Origin of the sequence: Acinetobacter sp. TUM15071, assembly GCF_008980925.1 — a bacterium.
Classification (GTDB): Bacteria; Pseudomonadota; Gammaproteobacteria; order Pseudomonadales; family Moraxellaceae; genus Acinetobacter; species Acinetobacter dispersus.
This window is the reverse complement of sequence record NZ_BKGB01000006.1, coordinates 195,514-216,376: the sequence shown is the minus strand read 5'-3', so window position 1 is coordinate 216,376 and position 20,863 is coordinate 195,514. Positions and strand designations below refer to the sequence as shown.

At 42.1% G+C, this 20,863-nt stretch carries 16 protein-coding genes and 2 tRNA genes; 10 read left to right on the top strand and 8 right to left on the bottom strand.

The annotated features are described in order from the left end of the window. Positions 1-128: 128 nt before the first annotated feature. On the top strand, positions 129-893 hold the full coding sequence (locus tag GBI66_RS08090) for an HD domain-containing protein (RefSeq protein ID WP_151715724.1): 765 nt from the start codon (positions 129-131) through the stop codon (positions 891-893). Between the two features lie 64 nt (positions 894-957). Here the strand turns inward: GBI66_RS08090 and GBI66_RS08085 are convergent, their stop codons facing one another. Both GBI66_RS08085 and GBI66_RS08080 read right to left on the bottom strand, forming a co-directional pair. After that, positions 958-2,250: an MFS transporter gene (locus GBI66_RS08085; RefSeq protein ID WP_151715723.1), complete on the bottom strand. Its 1,293-nt coding sequence runs from the start codon at positions 2,248-2,250 to the stop codon at positions 958-960. A 494-nt stretch (positions 2,251-2,744) separates the two neighbouring features. Further along, complete coding sequence (locus GBI66_RS08080; protein WP_151715722.1) at positions 2,745-3,131, bottom strand: MerR family DNA-binding protein; 387 nt, start codon at positions 3,129-3,131, stop codon at positions 2,745-2,747. A gap of 105 nt (positions 3,132-3,236) precedes the next feature. Here GBI66_RS08080 and GBI66_RS08075 point away from each other — a divergent pair, with 105 nt between their 5' ends. After that, positions 3,237-4,340 (top strand): SDR family NAD(P)-dependent oxidoreductase, encoded by a 1,104-nt coding sequence (locus tag GBI66_RS08075; protein ID WP_151715721.1) that lies wholly within the window; start codon positions 3,237-3,239, stop codon positions 4,338-4,340. A 61-nt stretch (positions 4,341-4,401) separates the two neighbouring features. Here the strand turns inward: GBI66_RS08075 and GBI66_RS08070 are convergent, their stop codons facing one another. Beyond that, positions 4,402-5,289 carry an SDR family NAD(P)-dependent oxidoreductase gene (locus GBI66_RS08070; protein ID WP_004803857.1) on the bottom strand — a complete coding sequence of 296 codons (888 nt, stop codon included), beginning with the start codon at positions 5,287-5,289 and terminating at the stop codon, positions 4,402-4,404. Positions 5,290-5,538: 249 nt separating this feature from the next. Continuing rightward, positions 5,539-6,816 carry an O-acetylhomoserine aminocarboxypropyltransferase/cysteine synthase family protein gene (locus GBI66_RS08065; protein WP_151715720.1) on the bottom strand — a complete coding sequence of 426 codons (1,278 nt, stop codon included), beginning with the start codon at positions 6,814-6,816 and terminating at the stop codon, positions 5,539-5,541. A 298-nt stretch (positions 6,817-7,114) separates the two neighbouring features. On the opposite strand from GBI66_RS08065, the gene ettA reads away from it, so the two are divergent. Further along, positions 7,115-8,776 (top strand): energy-dependent translational throttle protein EttA, encoded by a 1,662-nt coding sequence (gene ettA, locus GBI66_RS08060; protein ID WP_005185595.1) that lies wholly within the window; start codon positions 7,115-7,117, stop codon positions 8,774-8,776. Between the two features lie 104 nt (positions 8,777-8,880). Here the strand turns inward: ettA and GBI66_RS08055 are convergent, their stop codons facing one another. After that, entirely contained in the window at positions 8,881-9,573 is a 693-nt protein-coding gene (locus tag GBI66_RS08055; protein WP_151715719.1) for a hypothetical protein, read from the bottom strand. Between the two features lie 153 nt (positions 9,574-9,726). Between GBI66_RS08055 and GBI66_RS08050 the strand changes: the two genes are divergently transcribed. From GBI66_RS08050 to GBI66_RS08030, 5 genes are all read left to right on the top strand, one after another. Beyond that, on the top strand, positions 9,727-10,125 hold the full coding sequence (locus GBI66_RS08050) for a cation efflux protein, CzcI-like (protein WP_212749401.1): 399 nt from the start codon (positions 9,727-9,729) through the stop codon (positions 10,123-10,125). Between the two features lie 53 nt (positions 10,126-10,178). Continuing rightward, positions 10,179-11,600 carry a TolC family protein gene (locus tag GBI66_RS08045; protein WP_151715718.1) on the top strand — a complete coding sequence of 474 codons (1,422 nt, stop codon included), beginning with the start codon at positions 10,179-10,181 and terminating at the stop codon, positions 11,598-11,600. After that, positions 11,600-12,835, top strand: coding sequence for an efflux RND transporter periplasmic adaptor subunit (locus GBI66_RS08040; protein ID WP_151715717.1), 1,236 nt, complete (start codon positions 11,600-11,602; stop codon positions 12,833-12,835). The genes GBI66_RS08045 and GBI66_RS08040 overlap by 1 nt, the downstream gene beginning before the upstream one ends. Continuing rightward, entirely contained in the window at positions 12,825-15,992 is a 3,168-nt protein-coding gene (locus GBI66_RS08035) for an efflux RND transporter permease subunit (protein ID WP_151715716.1), read from the top strand. The genes GBI66_RS08040 and GBI66_RS08035 overlap by 11 nt, the downstream gene beginning before the upstream one ends. 132 nt (positions 15,993-16,124) lie before the next feature. Beyond that, positions 16,125-17,069, top strand: a complete 945-nt coding sequence (locus tag GBI66_RS08030; protein WP_151715715.1) for a cation diffusion facilitator family transporter — start codon at positions 16,125-16,127, stop codon at positions 17,067-17,069. 33 nt (positions 17,070-17,102) lie between these two features. Here GBI66_RS08030 and GBI66_RS08025 read toward each other — a convergent pair whose 3' ends face one another. Then, positions 17,103-17,441 carry a hypothetical protein gene (locus GBI66_RS08025; RefSeq protein ID WP_005185581.1) on the bottom strand — a complete coding sequence of 113 codons (339 nt, stop codon included), beginning with the start codon at positions 17,439-17,441 and terminating at the stop codon, positions 17,103-17,105. A gap of 230 nt (positions 17,442-17,671) precedes the next feature. On the opposite strand from GBI66_RS08025, the gene GBI66_RS08020 reads away from it, so the two are divergent. Next, complete coding sequence (locus GBI66_RS08020) at positions 17,672-19,258, top strand: hypothetical protein (RefSeq protein ID WP_151715714.1); 1,587 nt, start codon at positions 17,672-17,674, stop codon at positions 19,256-19,258. A gap of 187 nt (positions 19,259-19,445) precedes the next feature. After that, entirely contained in the window at positions 19,446-20,381 is a 936-nt protein-coding gene (locus tag GBI66_RS08015; RefSeq protein WP_005185574.1) for a hypothetical protein, read from the top strand. A gap of 44 nt (positions 20,382-20,425) precedes the next feature. Here GBI66_RS08015 and GBI66_RS08010 read toward each other — a convergent pair. Then, positions 20,426-20,501 (bottom strand) — tRNA-Glu (locus GBI66_RS08010). A 96-nt stretch (positions 20,502-20,597) separates the two neighbouring features. Next, positions 20,598-20,673: transfer RNA gene (locus GBI66_RS08005), tRNA-Glu, on the bottom strand. Positions 20,674-20,863: the final 190 nt, after the last annotated feature.

Sequence of the window (20,863 nt, the reverse complement as noted above, 5' to 3'; positions counted from 1 at the left end):
AGAAAAATGGTCTTTTAAATATAGATGTAGTCGTAAGAAACTATAAAACTGATCGCTATACTTTTGACTTTCGTAATTCTTTTGAGTAAAAATTAGAGTAATTGCTCTAATTTTAAAAAGAGACAAAAATGCAAATTGGCCGACAAGCTTGGATGATGCAAACCTCAGGTGATTTATCCTTAAAAGATCGTATGTTGCTGTTGAGGCATAGCCTCTTTCCTGTGTTGAAACAGAGTATAAAAATGTATAGTTTAGCGAATCGCAGCAGACCGACTGTTCAGCACGAATTGCGTCTGGATGATCTTATTTTGCCTGATAGCGTAGATGTGCAACGAGCTTTAGAGGAGATGCAGTCCTGTAGCTCAACGTCTCTGCAAAATCATTGTCTTCGTACATGGTGTTATGCCATTGCTTTTGCCAAAATGCAAAACATGCAACATGATGATGAATTATTAGCAGTGTCGTGCTTATTGCATGATTTAGGTATGACAGAACAACATTATCAGCATCATCAACATTGTCGTTGTTTTGCAGGACAGGGCGCTTATGCTGCAAGAGATTGGTCTCTTGAACAGGGGTGGCGACCTGCACGCGCGGATCAACTTTTTGAGGTGATCAGTATGCATATGAATCCTTATGTTGGGCTCGATGAGGGGATAGAAGCGCATTTGCTGCAACAAGCGGCCAGTTGTGACGTCATCGGCAGTCGTGGTTTTGAGTTTTCAGAACTGTTTAGACAGCAATTACAGCAAAGATACCCGCGTCTTGATTATAATCAGATTATGATTAAATTTACTCAACAGGAAGCACAGCAACGGCCTCGATCTCGTACTGCTATGCTGGTACAGAGTGGGTTTAAGCAGCTTGTGAATTTAAATCCTTATTTGCAATAACGCTCAAAATAAAAAACCACCTTTGCTTTTTACAAAGGTGGTTTAGATTTAGGACACAATTTATTTAGTGGTCATGTTCAAGATATTCAGGCTTTTTCGGTAATGCCCAGCTACATATGAAACAGATCAATAACATGATAATAACGTATACGAAGAAGGTATTTTCAATGCCTGCATCTTTAAATAATAACGCTACCGATGGCGCGGAACCGCCAAAGAGCGCATTACCCACCGCATAGGAGAAACCTACACCTAACGCACGAACATGCGGCGGGAACATTTCAGCTTTGACTAGACCACTGATAGAGGTATAGAAGCTCAGCAACATCATCAAGAAAATCAGTAACAGGGTGATAATCACAGGGGAGTCAGCAAAGCTGCGCATACCTGTGACCATGACAGGATAAATAAAGATTGCGCTGAGTAAACTGAATGCCAACATGGAAGCACGACGGCCAATGCGATCTGACAACATGCCGAACAATGGTTGTGCCAACATGAATACAAATAGCGCCGTGGTCATGATAAAGCCAACGGTTTTGCCATCCATACCAATATTGGTGAGGTAGGTTTTTGAATAAACCGTGACCACATAGAAGGTGAGTGAACCAGCTGATGTATAGCCGACAACCAATAGGAAAGTTTTCCAATGCTGTTTAAGCAGGGCAACTAAGCTACCTGATTCTTCACGGTCAGCATCTTCATGTGACAAGGTTTCTTCTAAACGACTACGCGCAAGTAAAGACAATAATGCAGCAATACCGCCGATGACGAAAGGAATACGCCAGCCACCATCATTCAATTGCTGTTCAGTCATAAAGCCCAGCAAGATCACCCCGAGTAAACTTGCAAGTAACTGACCACCTGAAAGAGTGACGTACTGGAATGATGCAAAGAAGCCTCGTTGCCCTTTTAAGCCGAGTTCACTCATATAGGTCGCAACAGCACCATACTCACCACCGACAGAGAGGCCTTGCAGTAATCGAACCATGAGCAGTAAAAAGGGTGCCCACATTCCGACTTGATCATAAGTGGGTAAGGCTGCAAACAGAAATGAACTGAGTGCCATTAAGCAAATGGAAATGACCATAGACTGCTTACGGCCTTGACGGTCAGCAATACGTCCGAATAACCAACTGCCGATTGGGCGCATGAAAAAGCTGGCACCAAACACCCCCCACACATAAATGGCTTTGGTGGTTGGTTCCATATCTGGAGCGGTCAATGCATGGGTAAAATAGGCAGCAAAAACGGCATAAATATAGAAATCGAACCACTCAACTAAATTCCCTGATGCCGCACCGACGATACCTTTGATACGACTTCTTTTTTCTTCCTTGCTATATGTCTGACTCATATATGTTCCTTTTCAACCAAGCAAGATTCTGTAACTGAATCTTTACAGAATGTTATATACCGCTAAAGAAGCATGAAAATGACACTATTTTGTATGCTTTTTATGAATGTATTTTTAGATAGGGAGAATAAGGCTGGTTTTTTAGCTAAATCATTGACGGATAAAGAATGTCAGAATGGCCAATATTGAAAATTTAATGTTTTTAAAAGCAATTAATTGAGCTGTATCAGGAGACAATCTAGGAACAAGAACAAGCTAATGTTATGTAAATGGATTGTAATGAAGACATTTTTAGGATTTTTATCTTTTTATTTTCAATTCAAGACATGGAGTGCTTGTCTTGGAAGGTGAGTGTGGCAATCGGATTGGAAATAAGTGATCCAGAAAATATGCTAGAAACAAAATTAACAGACGCTACTGATGATTAATGCAGCAAGGCTGTGGATAAGTTTTAGTTTATACACATGGGCAGTTGCGGTCATTCTAGAAAGTTCTTAAAGCAATTGATTGAGGTCTGGAATCGGACAATCTTTTCTCAATGGACACGCTTCACCCTGAGTAAATCGACTTAACATCGTTCTGATTTGATGAAGCTGTGCAATCTTCTCATCTATCAAATCTAACTTGTCTTGGAAAATATTTTGTACTTGTGAGGCAGGGATTTCATCTTGGGCTGTCATCGCTAAAATCTGCTTAATTTCATTGAGCGAGAATCCAAGATTTTTTGCGGTACGAATCAGTTGTAACTGTTGCAGCGTTTGTTCTGAATAATCTTTATAGCCATTATTACAGGTGATGGACTGGATCAACTGCATTTTTTCATAAAAGCGAATGGTATCCCGACTTAAATCCGTCTGTTTTGCCAATTGTCCAATTAACATGGTGATCATCCTTATTATTCTTGAATATGTCTAAAAAATGACTTGACCATAGAGTGTACTCCATACTTTAGCTTATGCCTACATTCAATCAAAAGAGCATATGAGATGGCGCATAACAACTTAAAAACTCAGCAAGATCAACAAGTCGCATTGGTCGCAGGTGCGACAGGATTTATTGGTCGCTATTTAATTTTAGAATTATTAAAACAAGGGCATAGGGTTTTTGCCTTAATCCGGAATCAAGCTAAACAACAATCCGTGCTCACAAATTGGCTCAGTCAAAAAGGTGTGTCCTTGAATCAATTGAGCTTTATTCAAGGTGATGTGACACAGGCTAAGCTTGCCATCAGCGAGCAAGATTGGCAAAAACTAAGTGCAGTGGATACTTTATATAATAGTAGTGCGTTGTTTGCGTGGAACCTGAGTATGCAACAAGCGCGGGCCGTAAATGTCGAAGGTGCATTGAATTTATTAACTTGTGTTCAGCAATATTGTGCTTTGAAGCGCGCAGTACATGTTTCGGGTTATATGTTGACGATCACGGGTCATTTACAGCAAGCAGGAGTTTTTCTTGAACAACCTGAGCGTACAGAGTGGCAATCTGTGTATCAGCATCTGGGGGCTTATGAAGCATCCAAGATAGAAGCCCATTTTGCATGGATACAGCAAGCAGAACAGCTATCGGTAGATTGGACGATTATCCACCCAGCAACAGTGGTTGGCGATGATGTGTCTGGTGAAATTCCCACGAATCAGCCGATCGCGCAAATGATTGATTTGCTCAAACGGGGAAAAATGAGTGCCATCCCTGCAACGGCTCAGCATTATCTACCTTTGGTTCGGGTCGATGACCTATGTCGGATAATGGTCAGTGCTTCTGTGGATATGACTTTGTCGAATCAAGCGATGTTGGCTGTCAGTGAAAATAATCTGGCTTTGCATCAACTCACTCGAATGATTGCAGATCAATTACAGGTGAGTGCACCAACCAGACATGTACCAGTTGGACTGCTAAGGCTTATTTTAAAATGGCAATGGTTGGCGAAAACATTAGAAATGTCTCCGGAAATGCTAAGTTTTCTAAGAACAGAACAGCTGGATCGAGAACGATTGACGCAGTTTCAACAGCATTGGCAGATTTCGATGGGAAATTTAGAACTAGCGATCCGTAAAACAACTGATTGGATGAATCAAATCACCCCTTCATAGATATTTTTTCTAAAAAAACAGCCAATCAAAAGATCGGCTGTTTTTGAATTTTTAAAATGGATTACCAATGTTCACCTGGGAACAAACGCGCATAAGCACGCTGAATTAAATTCAACTTTTCTTGCTCACCAACAGACGCGGTAGAGCTTGGGAATAAGTTGAAACCAATCGACATTAAAATGTTGTTAATGTCTGGTGCAATTGCATAGGTAATCGATGCAAGTCGGCCTAAATTGGTTGCGATCTTTTTCGGACGCTTCACGATCGCATAGGCAATTAAATCAGCTGCTTCTTCAGGTGAAAGCGTTGGTACATATTTATAAATTTTAGTTGGCGCGATCATTGGCGTGCGGACCAAAGGCATATAGATAGAGGTAATCGCAATTTTGTGTGAGTGAACTTCCGCAGATAAACAACGACTAAATGCATCCAATGCAGCTTTAGACGCAACGTAAGCAGAAAAGCGCGTTGCGTTGGCAAGAACACCAATCGAGCTGATGTTAATGATTTGGCCGTCTTTACGCTGCATCATGTGCGGTAAAACATTCAACACTAAACGTACTGCACCAAAGTAATTTAACTGCATGGTACGTTCGAAGTCATGGAAACGATCAACCGACTCATGTACCGCACGACGGATTGAACGTCCTGCGTTATTTACAAGAATATCAATGTGATCTACTGCTGCTAAGATTTCTTTTGAAACCGCATCAATAGATTCCATATCATTGAGATCACATGGAAATACGGTCGCTTTTCCACCTTCAGCCTCGATCTCAGCTTTGACCTCATCTAACTTCTCTTTGGTACGAGCGAGCAATAAGACATGGGCACCTGCTTGAGCAAGGTATTTTGAAACCGTTAAACCAATACCACTTGATGCTCCTGTGACAATGATTGTTTTACCGTCGACTTTTTGCTGAAAAAGTTTTTTGAGTTTTGCATTCATGTAAGTTACCTACATTAATCACGCTGTTGTTTGCAATGCCTTCTTATTACGATTAAACACTACACTTTATTTTGATGTAATATTAACCGATATTTTTTGTTTGTCTAGTGTAAATCTTTGAAAAATAATGTGTTTTTTAGAGTAAAAGCTCTAAAACAAGATCTTGTAATAGTTGAAAAAGCAATTATATTTTTTAACTTTTGCACAAAAAATAAGCCCCTGAAGAGGGGCTTATTGATTTCATTAAAATTAAACTTGTGCAAGGGCCTGTTCTAGGTCTGCAATCAGATCATCGACATGCTCAATCCCAATAGATAAACGCACTAAGTCTTCACTGACGCCTGCTGATTTGAGCTCTTCTGCATTGAGTTGGCGGTGGGTTGTCGTGGCTGGATGGCAAGCTAGACTTTTGGCATCTCCGATATTCACCAGACGCGTAAATAGCTGTAATGCATCAATAAAGCGGGTGCCGCCTGCCAGACCATCCTGAACACCGAAAGAAAGGATTGCAGAAGGTTTACCTTTCACATACTTTTGTGCCAAATGGTGCTGTGGATGGTCTTTTAGACCAGCATAATTTACCCACTTCACTTTTGCATGTTGTTTTAAATATTCGGCAATTTTGATGGCATTTTCAGTATGACGTTCCATCCGCAGATTTAAGGTTTCCAGTCCTTGTAGGATTAAGAATACGCTTAATGGACTAATTGCTGCACCAGTATTACGTAATGGCACCACGCGCGCACGCGCAATAAAAGCGGCTTCACCCAATACCTCGACATAATTCACACCGTGATAGCTTGGGTCAGGTGTATTTAAAGCTTTAAAGCGTTCAGGATATTTGCTCCAAGGAAACTTGCCGCTATCGACAATCACGCCACCGATGCTATTGCCGTGTCCGCCGATATACTTGGTCAGCGAATGCACAACAATATCCGCACCAAATTCAAATGGCTTTAATAAGGCAGGTGTCGCTACGGTATTATCAACAATAACAGGCACGCCATACTCATGGGCAATCTTGGCAATCGCTTCAAGGTCGATAATATTGCCGAGGGGATTACCAATCGATTCAACAAAGACCAGTTTGGTCTTTTCATCAATAATTTGGCGTAATGCTTCAGGATTTTGATAATCGAAGAAACGCACTTCAATGCCTTGCTTTGGCAGTGTATGGGCAAATAAATTATAAGTCCCACCATATAAGGTCGATACGGACGCGATATTGTCACCTGCTTCGGCAATGGTCTGAATCGCGTAAGTAATTGCTGCCATACCAGAGGCTAAAGCCAATGCCCCAATGCCACCTTCAAGTGCCGCAATACGTTGTTCAAGTACGGCTGTGGTTGGGTTCATAATGCGGGTATAGATATTTCCTTGAACTTTAAGATCAAATAAATCTGCCCCATGTTGTGTATTATCAAAGGCATAAGAGGTGGTTTGATAAATCGGCACCGCCACTGCTTTGGTGGTTGCTTCTGGTGAATATCCCGCATGAATGGCTAAAGTTTCATCTTTATAGGTCATGATTACATCATCTACGTGTGTTAAATATTGATCGAGTCTAGCGTATATTTTATCCAAAATGGTGCATAATTTTTGCGCTTGATAGTGATTTTAGTGATATAGCCTGCCTTTAGCCGTTGCAATTATTTTTGAAAATGACGAAATAATTCAAACCTGTAATGTCTTGCAAAAGAAAATCCTTTGATCCAGACAAACAAATGTCATCTTAACTTCAAGTCAATTGGGTTTTCAGCGTATAATACGCCGATTATTTTATTCGCTATTTTGCGATGTATTCGTTTTTCTTGAGGAGTCCTGCGTGGCCCAATATATTTATACGATGAATCGAGTGTCGAAAATGGTTCCGCCTAAGCGCGAAATCTTGAAAGACATCTCTTTATCATTTTTCCCAGGCGCAAAAATTGGTGTGCTTGGTTTGAACGGTGCTGGTAAGTCAACCTTACTCCGTATTATGGCTGGCGTAGATAAAGATTTCTCAGGTGAAGCTCGTGCACAACCAGGAATCAAGATCGGCTACTTAGAACAAGAACCGCCACTCGACCCAACTAAAGACGTTCGTGGTAACGTTGAAGATGGTGTGCGTGAAGCACTTGATGCTTTAGCTCGTCTTGATCAAGTTTTTGCTGAATATGCTGAGCCTGATGCAGATTTTGATGCGCTTGCAAAAGAGCAGGAAAAATTAGAATCAATTATCCATGCTTGGGATGCGCATAACCTGAATAACCAGCTTGAAATTGCTGCTGATGCATTGAATCTTCCAGCTTGGGATGCAGATGTATCATTGCTTTCAGGTGGTGAGCGCCGTCGTGTTGCATTATGTCGTTTATTGCTTTCTAAGCCAGATATGTTGCTTCTTGACGAACCGACGAACCATTTAGATGCTGAGTCAGTGTCTTGGTTAGAGCGTTTCTTGAAAGACTTCCCAGGCACAATCGTTGCGATTACGCATGACCGTTATTTCTTAGATAACGTCGCTGAGTGGATTCTTGAACTTGACCGTGGCATGGGTATTCCTTACCAAGGTAACTATTCTTCTTGGTTAGAACAAAAGAATGCACGTTTAGAGCAAGAAAACAAGCAAGAAGAATCTTTTGCGAAGGCATTGAAAAAAGAACTGGAATGGGTTCGTTCAAATGCCAAAGGTCAGCAAAAGAAAAACAAAGCGCGTATGGAGCGTTTTGAAGAACTTAACTCACGTGAGTTCCAACAGCGTAACGAAACTTCTGAAATTTATATTCCACCTGGCCCGCGCCTAGGCAATAAAGTTGTAGAAGTTGAAGGCATCAGTAAATCATTTGATGGTCGTCTGCTTTATAAGGATTTAACTTTTACTATCCCGCCTACAGCGATTGTCGGTATTGTTGGTCCGAATGGTGCAGGTAAGACAACGCTATTCCGTATGATGACTGGTGAACAGCAACCAGATACGGGTACTGTGACTTTAGGTGAGTCAGTTAAAGTGGCTTACGTGGGTCAGATCCGTGATACTTTGGATAATAATAAAACCGTCTGGGAAGAAGTTTCTGGTGGTTTAGATATCCTAAAAATCGGTGAGTATGAAATTGCATCGCGTGCTTATATTGGTCGCTTTAACTTTAAAGGCCAAGATCAGCAAAAACGTGTAGGCGAATTATCAGGTGGTGAGCGTAACCGTTTACAACTTGCGAAAATTTTACAGTTGGGTGCAAACGTTATCTTACTGGATGAACCATCGAACGACTTGGATATCGAAACCTTACGTGCACTTGAGGATGCAATCTTGGTATTCCCAGGTACAGTGATGGTGGTATCGCATGACCGTTGGTTCCTTGACCGTATTGCAACGCATATCTTGTCATTTGAAAATGAACAGCCTGAGTTCTACGAAGGTAACTATGCCGAATATGAAGCATACCGTCAGTCGCGTTTAGGTGATGCAGCAGTAGCAAAACGTTCTAAATATAAAAAGATTACAGGTTAATTCCTGCCAATAAAAAAACCAGCTTTCGAGCTGGTTTTTTTATGCTTATGAAAAGTTGAGTTAACAGAAGCTGCGATATCAATAGACTTGGCTGAATTCGGTATTTATTTATTAAAATCACCCCGTATATCAGACCATATTAAGATTGGTGTAACGGTAATGACATCGAAGGCCATAGCTAAAGGATAAAGCACCATGTGGGTCGCACGTTTAACTGGATGCTTGGTGGTGGTCGTTATCTGTTGCTGGAGAAGAATTGGATAAGGTTGTGCTAATTTCTGCTGAATTTTTTTGTGATCTAATCCTTGATAAAGCTGTCCTTTGAAAAATACATTGATATAAGGATAGGGTGCAGTTTGCTGATTTTGGATCAAATCAAAGTTTTGGCGAAAACCTAAAGATTTTAATAAGACTTTTTGCTTTTGATCGAGATCTACCATTCGCGTGTTATAGCGAATTTGTAGTACTCCACTGAAATGATTTGGATCTTCCATCGTCAGTACCAGAGGCGAGGGACTGGTTAAACTGCGTTGTTCTGCTGGAATCGCATTGAGCAGTGTTAAGAGCTGGGCACTGCCGTCAGTCATTAAATAATTAAAATCCTTTCCTATAAACACTAATCCCTGTTCGGTTTGATTTTGGACGGCTTGACCTAATGCAATAATCTGATCTTGCTTTAAGGTAATGGATGTCGTCTGTGTGCTTTCTTTTGGAAAAGTTTGGTCTAAAAGGGTGGTTGTACAACCGCTGAGACCAAGACAGCTTGTGACGAGGAAAAGTGATAAGATTTTATACATATGGATGGCTCAAAAGTTAGGAAAGTTCTTTCTCTTTAGAATAAAAAACTGTTTTAAATCAGAAGGAAATTTGTACAAAAAAGTTTTGTAATTTTATTACATTGGCATAGCCTGCTATAGTGCGTTTGTGCAATTTACTGTAAGGGTGTGCTGTTGCAACGCTCAACGATTTTTGTGACCGTCTTGCTGAGTTTGTTCATGTTCCAAAGTTTCTGGAATGTGGCTGCAGCTTATTGCGCGCATGAAAAGTCGGGTGAATACAGTACTTCGAATCATTTCGGGCATCACGTTCCTGAAAATGTACAGGTTTCTGAGAAGTATTCAAAACTGGTGGATCAATACGCTTCGGATTTACCGATGCCATTAAGTTTGCAGGATCACCATGATCATTTGCCTTCTTGTTTCCATGTGGTCGTGACGGAAGCACAGCAACAGTTAAATGAACCCATTTTGCGGACTCATGAAGCACAACCAAAATACTACTGGTCCAATTCCTACCAGTCCCCGCATTTATCAGAACTAAATCCTCCCCCTGTATTGACCCCGCTATAGGTGGGGTAGCCGAAAAATAGCCCACCGCAACCTTATTATTTGCGGGGCTTTATATGTCTTTAAATTTAAATCAGCGTACCTATGCGTTTAAGAAAAATGCAGTAGAACATCGTACGCCTTCATTGGCATTCAAATGGCCAGTCTTAGCGATTGCTTTAGCGACTGTGATTCATAGTCAATCTGCAGCAGCAGAGGCTTTGCTTGATGTAAATCATGCTTCGACTCAGGCGGCACAGCGAAACCTGAATTTTGAACAAATCCTGCAAGATGTTAAACAGCATCAGGCAAGTATGGGCGTTTGGCAAACTCAGCAAGGGATCGCCGAGGCCAATGTTAAACAAGCGCGTTTATGGACAAACCCAAGTATTTCGATTCAACAAACTGATTTCAGATCTGGTAAAGACAAGGAATTAGAATTTGGTCTTTCGCAAAAACTGGACGTTTTTGGCGAACGCCGTGCAGCTGTGAAACTCGCTGATGTGCAAGCTTCCCAAGTGGGTCTTAATCAAGAGTTATACGATGCTCAACTTGAGTTGGCAGTCAAATATCTGTGGTCGCAAGTGGTGGTGTTAGAGCTGGAACATGACGTGGTTCAGGCACAGTTAAAAACCAGTCAGGCTACTTTAGATGCCACGCGTTTAAGACTGCAAGCTGGGAGCATTGCACAGGTCGATTTAGATCGTACCCTGATGGCACATATTGAAAATCAACGTTTATTTCAACAAACCGAACTGGCTTTAGCTACTGCAAAGCGCCAACTGGCGAATTTATGGGGCAGTACGGACGGTCGATTCTCCGCTCAGGCAAGCAATGTATGGCCGCAACAAAAAGATTTGCAAAGTTATTTGCAGAACAATTTATTTGAGCGAGCAATTCAACTCGATATTGTGCGACAAAAAGCCAATATTGATTATTTAAAAGTATTCAATCGACCGAATCCAACCCTGAATTTGGGGATGGTGCAAAGTAAAAGTGCAGAAACAAATTCGACGGATAACAAGTTCAGATTAGGCATTGATATTCCGTTGAATATTTTTAATCGCCAGCAATATTCATTGCGTATTGCCAATGCCAAGCAAGATCTACTGGTTAAGCAGCAACAGTTTTATAAGCAACAAAACTTAAATGCAATTCAGACTTTAAGCGCAGAGTTGACTGGTCTAAAACAACAGTTTGATCTGGTCAATCAGCGACAAATTCCATTGTCTGAAACGGTGCAAGAGAAAATGCTGCTCGGTTTCAAAGTCGGTAAATATGCCATTACTGATGTGCAGCAAGCCACCATGCAATTGCAGGATCAACGTTTAAATAAGGTGCAGTTACTTAAAAGTGCATGGCAAAAACAGATTGAGGCAGAGAGTTTAGCACTGGGAATTGAACCGAGTATGGTGAGTTCAAGTGATGCATTAAATCAAATTAATCAGACCCTTTGGAAAGATACCAATAACCTTCCCACTGTAATAGGAGCAGAATAATGTCGACAAATAAATCTAAAAAACAGTGGTTTTGGGTCATTCTGGTTGTCGTGGTTGGCTTAATCCTCAGCGCTTTATTATTTTTTACTGGCAAGAACAAAGCCAGTGGTGAAGCGGAGGCAGCGGGTGATAGTCATGCCGAAGGCGAAGAAGGTCATACAGAAGGTGAAGCAGGTCATGGTCAAGAAAGTGAGGAGGGCAGTCTGAATCTGACCCCAAAACAGATGACTGAGTATGGCGTTAAACTGGCTCAGGTTGGTGTAGGTGAAGTTGGGCAGCAATTTGCTTACCCTGCAAAACTGGTGACCAATACTGATCAACAAGCACATGTTTCAGCGACCTTTGCTGGACGTGTGGAAAGCGTCAATGCGGTACTGGGTCAACAAGTCAAAAAAGGGCAAGTTTTAGCCACTCTATTTATTCCTGATTTGGTAGATCAACAAGCCAATTTAAGTATTGCCCAAGAAGCTTTAACCCTTGCCCAGCAAGATTATCAACGTGAAAAACAACTTTGGGAACAAGGTGTTTCTGCACGTCAGGATTATCAACGTGCTTATAATGCTTATCGTCAGGCACAGATTCAGGTACAAGCTGCACGTAGCCGCTTATCAGCTCTAGGTGCATCGAGCGGCAGTCAGGGGCGTTATGTTTTAACCGCGCCTTTAAGTGGTGTGGTGAGTTTGAAAGATATTGTGGTGGGTGAGCAAATTACCGCCGATAAGCAGTTATTTGTGATTGATCAGCTGGACCAACTCTGGATTGAGTTTATTTTACCAAGTGTGAATAACATCAATGTCCAACCAGATCAGCAGATCGAGTTTAAGTCGCTGCAAACCAATAATAGCTTTAAAGCACAAATTCAGACTTTGACTACTGCGGCAGATACCCAGACAGGTCGTTTGCAGGTGCGTGCCAAAGTGTTAACCCCAGCCAAAGAATTACGCCCTAATCTGATGGTGAACGTGTTGTTAGATGGCACAGACAAGAAGCCTGTACTTCGTGTTGCCAAAGCGGCGATTCAGCAGATTGAAGGCAAAGCCACGGTTTTTGTTGCTAGGCAAGAGAAAGACCAGATGCATTTCACCCCAACCCCAGTACAACTGGGTAATTATTCAAGTGATGGACAGTGGGTGGAAATCCAATCGGGTCTGACTGAAAAGCAACAATATGTCAGTCAAGGCAGTTTCCTTTTGAAATCTGAGATCGAGAAGGGAGAGGCTGAGCATGGACATTAAAGATAAGTTACAGCTTCCTCCCGCGGAAGGCTTGTTTGATCGGATTATTCAGTTTTCAATCCGTAATGCGATTTGGGTCATGCTGTTTGTGGTGGCGTGGATCGGAGTTGGTATTTATAGCTACCAAAAACTGTCGATTGATGCCGTGCCTGACATTACTAACGTACAGGTACAAATTAACAGCCAAGCAGGTGGATTCACTGCCCCTGAGGTTGAACAGCGAATTACTTATCCGATTGAAAATGCCATGTCGGGTATTCCTAATTTGGAACAAACCCGTTCGATCTCCCGTTACGGCTTATCCCAAGTCACGGTGATCTTTAAAGATGGTACTGATATCTATTGGGCACGTCAGCTGATTAACCAACGCTTACAGGAAGCCAAAAGTGCTTTGCCTGATGATATTGATCCACAGATGTCACCGATTTCAACGGGTCTAGGGGAGATCTATCAATGGGTGATCAAGGCTGAACCGAATGCCAAAAAGGCCGATGGTACACCTTATCAGGCTATGGATCTGCGTGAAATTCAGGACTGGATTGTTCGCCCTCAATTACAACGTGTGCCGGGTGTTGCTGAAATCAATACGATTGGTGGATACAACAAGACCTATGTGGTTTCTCCAGATTTAAAACGCTTACAACAGCTGCAAATTCCCTTAAGCGATTTGCAAACTGTACTCACTGAAAATAATGAAAACCGTGGTGCCGGTTTTATTGAAGAAAATGGTCAACAGCTTACCGTACGTATTCCGGGCATGTTAAAGACCGTACAGGACATTGAGAATGTCACGGTCAGTACCAAAAATGGTTTACCGATTCGTGTTGCCGATGTTGCAACGGTTTCGATTGGGCATGATCTAAGAACAGGTGGTGCAACGTACAACGGTGAAGAAACCGTACTCGGTATTGCCATGATGATGATGGGCGAGAACAGTAAATCTATCGCCCAAGCCTTAGATAGCAAGATGCAGGAAATCAAACGCTCATTACCTGAAGGTGTGGTGATTGAAACCGTATACAACCGTAGTCATCTAGTTGATAAAGCCATTAAAACGGTGGCCAAGAACCTGATTGAAGGTGCAATCCTTGTGATTGTGATCCTATTTGTGTTTTTGGGGAACTTCCGTGCTGCACTGATTACCGCCTGTATTATTCCGCTGTCGATGTTATTTACGCTGACAGGAATGGCAGAGCAAAAGATCAGTGCCAACCTGATGAGTTTGGGGGCATTGGATTTCGGGATTATTGTCGATGGTGCGGTGGTAATTGTCGAAAACTGTATTCGACGATTGGCAGAAGCACAACATCATAAAGGTCGACTCCTAACCCGTTCAGAACGTTTTACCGAAGTATTCTTGGCAGCAAAACAAGCTCGACGTCCGCTGATTTTTGGACAAATCATCATTATGGTGGTGTATTTGCCAATCTTTGCGCTAGCAGGTGTGGAAGCAAAAATGTTCCATCCTATGGCGATGACGGTGGTATTGGCATTAATCGGAGCAATCATTTTATCTGTGACTTTTGTTCCTGCAGCGGTGGCTTTATTTGTCACGGGTGAGGTAAAAGAAAAAGAAAGCCGCTGGATGGCTGCATTAAAACGCAATTATGAGGCCTTGTTGGATAAAGCCTATGCCTTTCGTTATGTGGTGGTGGCAGGTGCAGTGACTATTTTGATACTCACTGCTGCGATTGGTTCGCGTGTCGGGAGTGAGTTTGCACCACAACTGAGTGAAGGAGACTTTGCTTTACAATTGATGCGTGCACCGAGTACTGGGATTGAAGAGTCGCTCAAAATTCAGGAAAGTGTTGAAAAGCAGTTGCTTGCAGAATTTCCTGAAATCAAAGCAATTTTTGCGCGTACAGGAACGGCCGAAGTAGCAACAGATGTAATGCCTCCGAATATTTCTGATGCAATCGTTCTGTTAAAACCGCGTGATCAATGGCCCGATAAGTCGGAAACCATCGATGAGTTGCGTACCAAAATGTTGGCCTATGTTGAGAAAATTCCTGGCAATAACAGTGAGTTTTCTCAGCCGATTGAATTACGTTTCAACGAACTGATCTCAGGGGTACGTAGTGATATCGGGGTGAAAATTTTTGGTGATGATATGCAGGTATTGAACCAAGAGGCAGAAAAAGTCGCTCAAACCTTAAGAACCATCACAGGCTCAAGTGAAGTGAAGGTCGAGCAAACGGACGGTTTACCTTTGCTCAATGTTGATATTGATCATGCACTGGCTGCGCAATATGGTTTATCAGTGAAATCCATTCAGGACTTGGTCGCTGCCAGTATTGGTGGACAAAGTGTTGGACAGATTTTGCAGGGTGACCGTCGTTTTGATTTTGTGGTGCGTTTGGATGATGTGATGCGGACACCGCAGCAATTGGCCATGTTGCCGATTCAGCTACCCAATGGTGGCCTGATCAAATTGCAAGATGTGGCTAAAGTTGAAAATATCTTAGGTTTGGCACAGCTTAGTCGTGAGAACGGTAAGCGTCGTGTTGTCGTGACGACCAATGTTCGAGATCGTGATTTGGGTTCATTCGTGGGTGAGATGCAGCAGAAACTTGCACAGCAAAAATTACCAAGCGGTTATTGGCTCGGTTATGGCGGTCAGTTTGAAAATCTAGCCTCTGCTAAAGCCAGAATGCAAATTGTGGTGCCATTGGCATTGCTGATGATCTTTGTTCTGTTAATGGCAGTCTTTAATAACTTTAAAGAAAGCTTGCTGGTGTTTAGTGGCGTGCCATTTGCCTTGTCAGGCGGTTTGGTGGCGCTGTGGTTACGCGATATTCCATTGTCGATGTCTGCGGGCGTTGGCTTTATTGCGCTATCTGGCGTGGCCGTATTGAATGGTCTGGTGATGCTGAGCTTTATCAAAGAGTTGAGAGAACAATACGATGTCCATTATGCAACATGGCATGGCGCCGTATTGCGTCTACGACCTGTGCTCATGACGGCTTTTGTCGCATCGCTGGGCTTTATTCCGATGGCGATTGCCACGGGTACGGGTGCTGAAGTGCAACGCCCGTTGGCAACCGTGGTGATTGGCGGGATTATTTCATCTACCTTACTGACCTTGTTGATCTTGCCTGTGGTTTATCGTTGGATGAATGAGGTTAAAGAGCGAAAAAGTCAGGAAACCGCAACTTAATCCATTTATGCTATCTTCTTAATTAAACATTTTATTAAGAAGAATCTGAACCAGCCAGAGCTATCCCAGCTTTGGCTGACTATAAGACCTGAAACAGATGGGTCTTATTTTGATAATGATAAGGAGTCCAACATGAGTGGACATCAAGGGCATGATCATAGTCATGCAGTCGTTACTGAAGGCAATGCAAAAAAACTTACGATCGCGTTGGTATTAACCTCAACATTCTTAATCGTTGAAGTAGTCGCGGGTTTAATTACACAAAGTTTGGCTTTATTGTCCGATGCTGCGCATATGTTTACCGATGCTGCTGCTTTAGCGATCGCTCTAGCTGCAATTAAAATCGCGAAACGGCCTGCGGATAATAAACGTACTTTTGGCTATCAACGTTTTGAAATTCTGGCGGCATTATTTAACGCGTCGATGCTATTCTTTGTGGCAATCTATATTCTTTATGAAGCCTACCAACGTTTTACTCAACCACCTGAGATTCAAAGTGTTGGCATGCTGATCGTGGCATCATTGGGTTTGATCATTAATTTGATTTCGATGAAGATTTTGATGTCGAGTGCGGCGGAAAGCCTGAATATGAAAGGTGCTTATCTCGAAGTGTTGAGTGATGCACTGGGTTCGGTGGGTGTGATTATTGGTGCGATTGTAATTTATTACACCAATTGGTATTGGGTCGATACCATTCTCGCGGTTGCCATCGGTTTTTGGGTATTACCGAGAACATGGATTCTGCTCAGACAGAGTATCAATATTTTATTGGAAGGCGTGCCTGAAGAAGTCGATATTGAAAAACTACGCAATGATTTACTTGCACTCGATGGGGTGGAAAGTATCCATCAATTGAAGGTATGGGCGATCACATCAAAGAATATTCATCTTACAGTGCATCTGTTTGCTCCGAATGCAGATCGTAATCAGCTACATCGTGCGGCAATTGATATGCTGGCGCATAAGCATGAGATTGGTGAGGTTACCTTGCAAATTGAAGATGATGCAGAAATGAATTGTCAGCATACGCATCAACATGATGAAGAATTAGAACATGATCCGTCACATCAGCATTAAGCTGATGTGAGGTGTAACACTTTTAATGTGATCTTAATTTTGCCATTCATTGTTGCAGTCACGGCATTTCCAATGCTTTTGTGCCTGCATAAAGGATTGCATTGAAATTTTAAAATCAGGCAAATCACGCCAAAATAAAACGCCTGCAATCACACAGATGACAAAGACGACCACGGTTGCGATTTGTAGACCTTGACCTGCGCCATTGCCAAAAATCCACATCGCAACACTAATCAAGACCAAGATCAATAAAATGAAAATAGCTGGGACGAGAAGTACTAAACTTTTTGGCACATTCGGGCGCGGGCTGTTGGCACCCTGACTCGCAGGCATAATCTTCACACTTTGACATTTCGGGCAGCGGTATTGCATAGAGGATTCCTATTCTGTTTTGTCTATTTTAGCGAAATTTATGTAAAAGCAAAAATCCTGAGCGTTTCAAATACATAAATTTACTTATTTTTTCCAATGTACGGATATAGCGTGCTGCGTATATGGTTGCCTAGAAGGTCACGCTACAGCTCGTCTAAAGCTGTTCGCAAAAGGATGTTCAGTCTGCTAAGTTGCGAGATGAACTGGCTGAATAGTGCGAAAGGAAACGCATGTTACCCACCAAGATTCTAAAATTGCGTTTGTCACGCATACAGAAAGGAAAAGAGCATCTTTCAACTCAAGATAAGTTGATGCTGGTGAGCATGGAAAGTCCTGATCTGAGTGCTCATTTCCTATTGCGATTATTTAAAGTTTCCTTACCCAAGCACTGGAAATTTAAACATGAGAATGATGAAGATATTCTCTATTCCACAGAATTGATTCAACTGATTGAAGATGAGCTGCTTGCTGCTTATGAATTTCATGCGCGTAAATGCGCTTGGTATGAACAATGCTTGATGTATCGACTTAATTTCATCGTGACGCAACCCACACAGCAGCAAATCAATGGCTACCTACGTCAACTTGATCGTTGTTTAGACCAACAACCTAAAATTGAATTACTCAACTATTTCCAACAGCACTATCCAACTGCTCAACACGCTATTGCTTTAGCGAAAGCCTATGCGGGTGCAGCAAAATATGACCAAGCAATTGAATGGTATGAATGGGCAGCCCAGCAATCTACTCAGCGTAACGAAATTGCATTTTATGCATATATTGACTGTTTATTAAGTCGAAATCAGCCTGAATATAAACTGCAAGTAAGTGATGCTGAATATGCCATGCATCTGCTGATTCACTATCAAAAGCCAATTGACCAGAAAAATTATGACAAGTCCTTGCAACGCGCGGTGAGTCAGTTATTGCCTGAGTCCATCTTAAAAACGCGAGCCACTGAAAGCAATATCTTGGCAGATGTTGGACGTGGCTTAAATTCATTGGGAAAATCTCTCAATGGAATGCTGGGTGCTAAGGAGTCGCATATTCCTTTTAGTCAGGCCGTAATTGCACATGCACCACAATTATTAAGTGAAGCTCGTATAGTAGAAGGTCTGGCACAGTCAGCAAGTTTGCAAAAAGCGTTACAACGCTTGCTGCAGGTTGAAGAAAGTTCATCATCAGATAGCGCACATTTGCTTGCTCAGTTATGGCGAGTGTTGCAACAAGATGCAAATCGTTTGGAAGTATTGCTGCAACCTGAACAAAAAATTGAACTGGCTACTTTACTTGCTGAGATTGAATCGACACATATCGTCGAGCTAAGTCTCGGTCAAATTCGGATCATCTTAGAACAAGGTCTTATGGCTTATCTGGGGGATGTGCGTTTGAATAAACAACATCCAGAGCGAGCAGCATTGTATGCGCAGCGAGACATTGTGGTTCAGGAAATGAAAACCTTTGCTGTGTGGTTCTACCAAGAGGCCCTGAATCCATATTTACAACAGCAAATGAAACAGTTTAGACAGGTTGATCATTTGCTTAAACAGTGGAATGAAGTTGCACTTAGTAGTGGATTATTCGCCTTGCAGTTTGAAATGCAAAAACGTGCTCAAGACTTAGTGGCGTGGATGCAGACAAAGTTAGAAAAAGGCAATGAATTGGATCAGATGCAAGCAGCTTGGGTGGCACTGCGTGAATTGTCGAATTTTGGTATTGGCCAAGAAAAGATACAACGGCTTGAGTCCGCATTGGAGCAGTACAAAGCAATTCGTTTGAGCCAGATTCAATTTGTGCAAGCAGAGAATAACGAGTAGATGAAGGATGGAAATTTCGGAATGGAAGCGATGATTTGATGACGTAAATAATTTAGTATCGCGCAACAAAAATACGCAAATTGCTGTGCAGGGCATGCTAATCTACAGAAAAACGTCTAATAAGTTCATAAAGCAGATCGACGCTCATAAGAAATGAGTCAGCAAGAAAGGGAAGAGGGAGAACATCTTGAATCGACAAGATGATAAAAAGGCGATGTTCGATATTATGCCAGCAGATGAATCATCATCTGATGATAAACCATCATTATCACGTCGACTGATCAATAAAACATTGCAACATGCACAAGATGCGGTTGAATTTGCCAGTGATACCTCACGTAATATCGCTGGGGTGGCAGATGCAGCATTAGATGCTTTAGATCATGTAACACATCATACCAAGCGGGGTGTTGAAGGGGTACGCAATACCGTTCGTGACATGGTTTCAGAAACCAGTGAAGCGGCACGTCAAGTTGCATTAACGATGGCAAGAGCATCGCTAGGAAAAAGTAGTCTCACCTTATATTTACCTGAAATGCTGCTTAATAATCAGATCCGAAAACGTATGGATCGCTCTGAAATCGATGATATTAAAATTGAATGTGGCAATGATCGCTTCCACATTGAGCTAGATGGACATTATCGTCGTTTTCTGTATCGCCTTTCGCTAGAATTTAATGTGCTGGAATGCCGTATCGGGCAGGAAAAATATTTGCGTCTGCGCCAAGTTGATGAGCATCTTGATTTACAGATTCGTCATGGCGGAACTTTAACCAACTGGGCAGCGCGTCGGGTGGGTAATGTCAGTTTTGAGGTGATTAACTCTTTACCGATTCCATTCCTGATTAATCATTTGATTCGTGATGTGCCTGGCATTCAGAAGGAAGGGCATCGTCTTTGGTATATCGATCTTGAAGAAGCGGGTTTTATTGATTTCATTAATAACCGTTCTTGGATGGTTGATAAACTGTTAAGTCTGACTGATTTTAGTATTTTACCTGGTTTGAATATTTTGCAAGAAAGTCGTGATTTGGTACAACAATTGGTGGACCAATTTGAGATTCGAGGTTTACGTGTACAATCAGGCCGTCTAGAAGTTCAGGTCGGTATTGGCAGCGAATAGGCAATAAAAAAGCCACTGTCAATGCAGTGGCTTTTTTCAGAATTTGGCGTCCCTACGGGGATTCGAACCCCGGTTACCGCCGTGAAAGGGCGATGTCCTAGGCCTCTAGACGATAGGGACTTATCGGAGGAGATTTACTTACAGAATATGAAACATATCGCTTGTAAGCCTAAATTCTCAGCAAGATGATTTATCTTTGCCTTTCCTCGAATTTAGTGGCGTCCCTACGGGGATTCGAACCCCGGTTACCGCCGTGAAAGGGCGATGTCCTAGGCCTCTAGACGATAGGGACGTTTCAGAGGTGGGCGTATATTAGGGTGAATTAGATAGGGTGTCAAACACTTTTCTGAATAAAATTTAAAAAAAGTGAATAAGTGTCTAAAAATAAAACATATCGCAGGATAAATAATCAAAAATAAGTAGTTAAGCGAAAAAATCATCAAATAAATGGTTTATTAGTAGATATAAAAAATGCAGCTTAA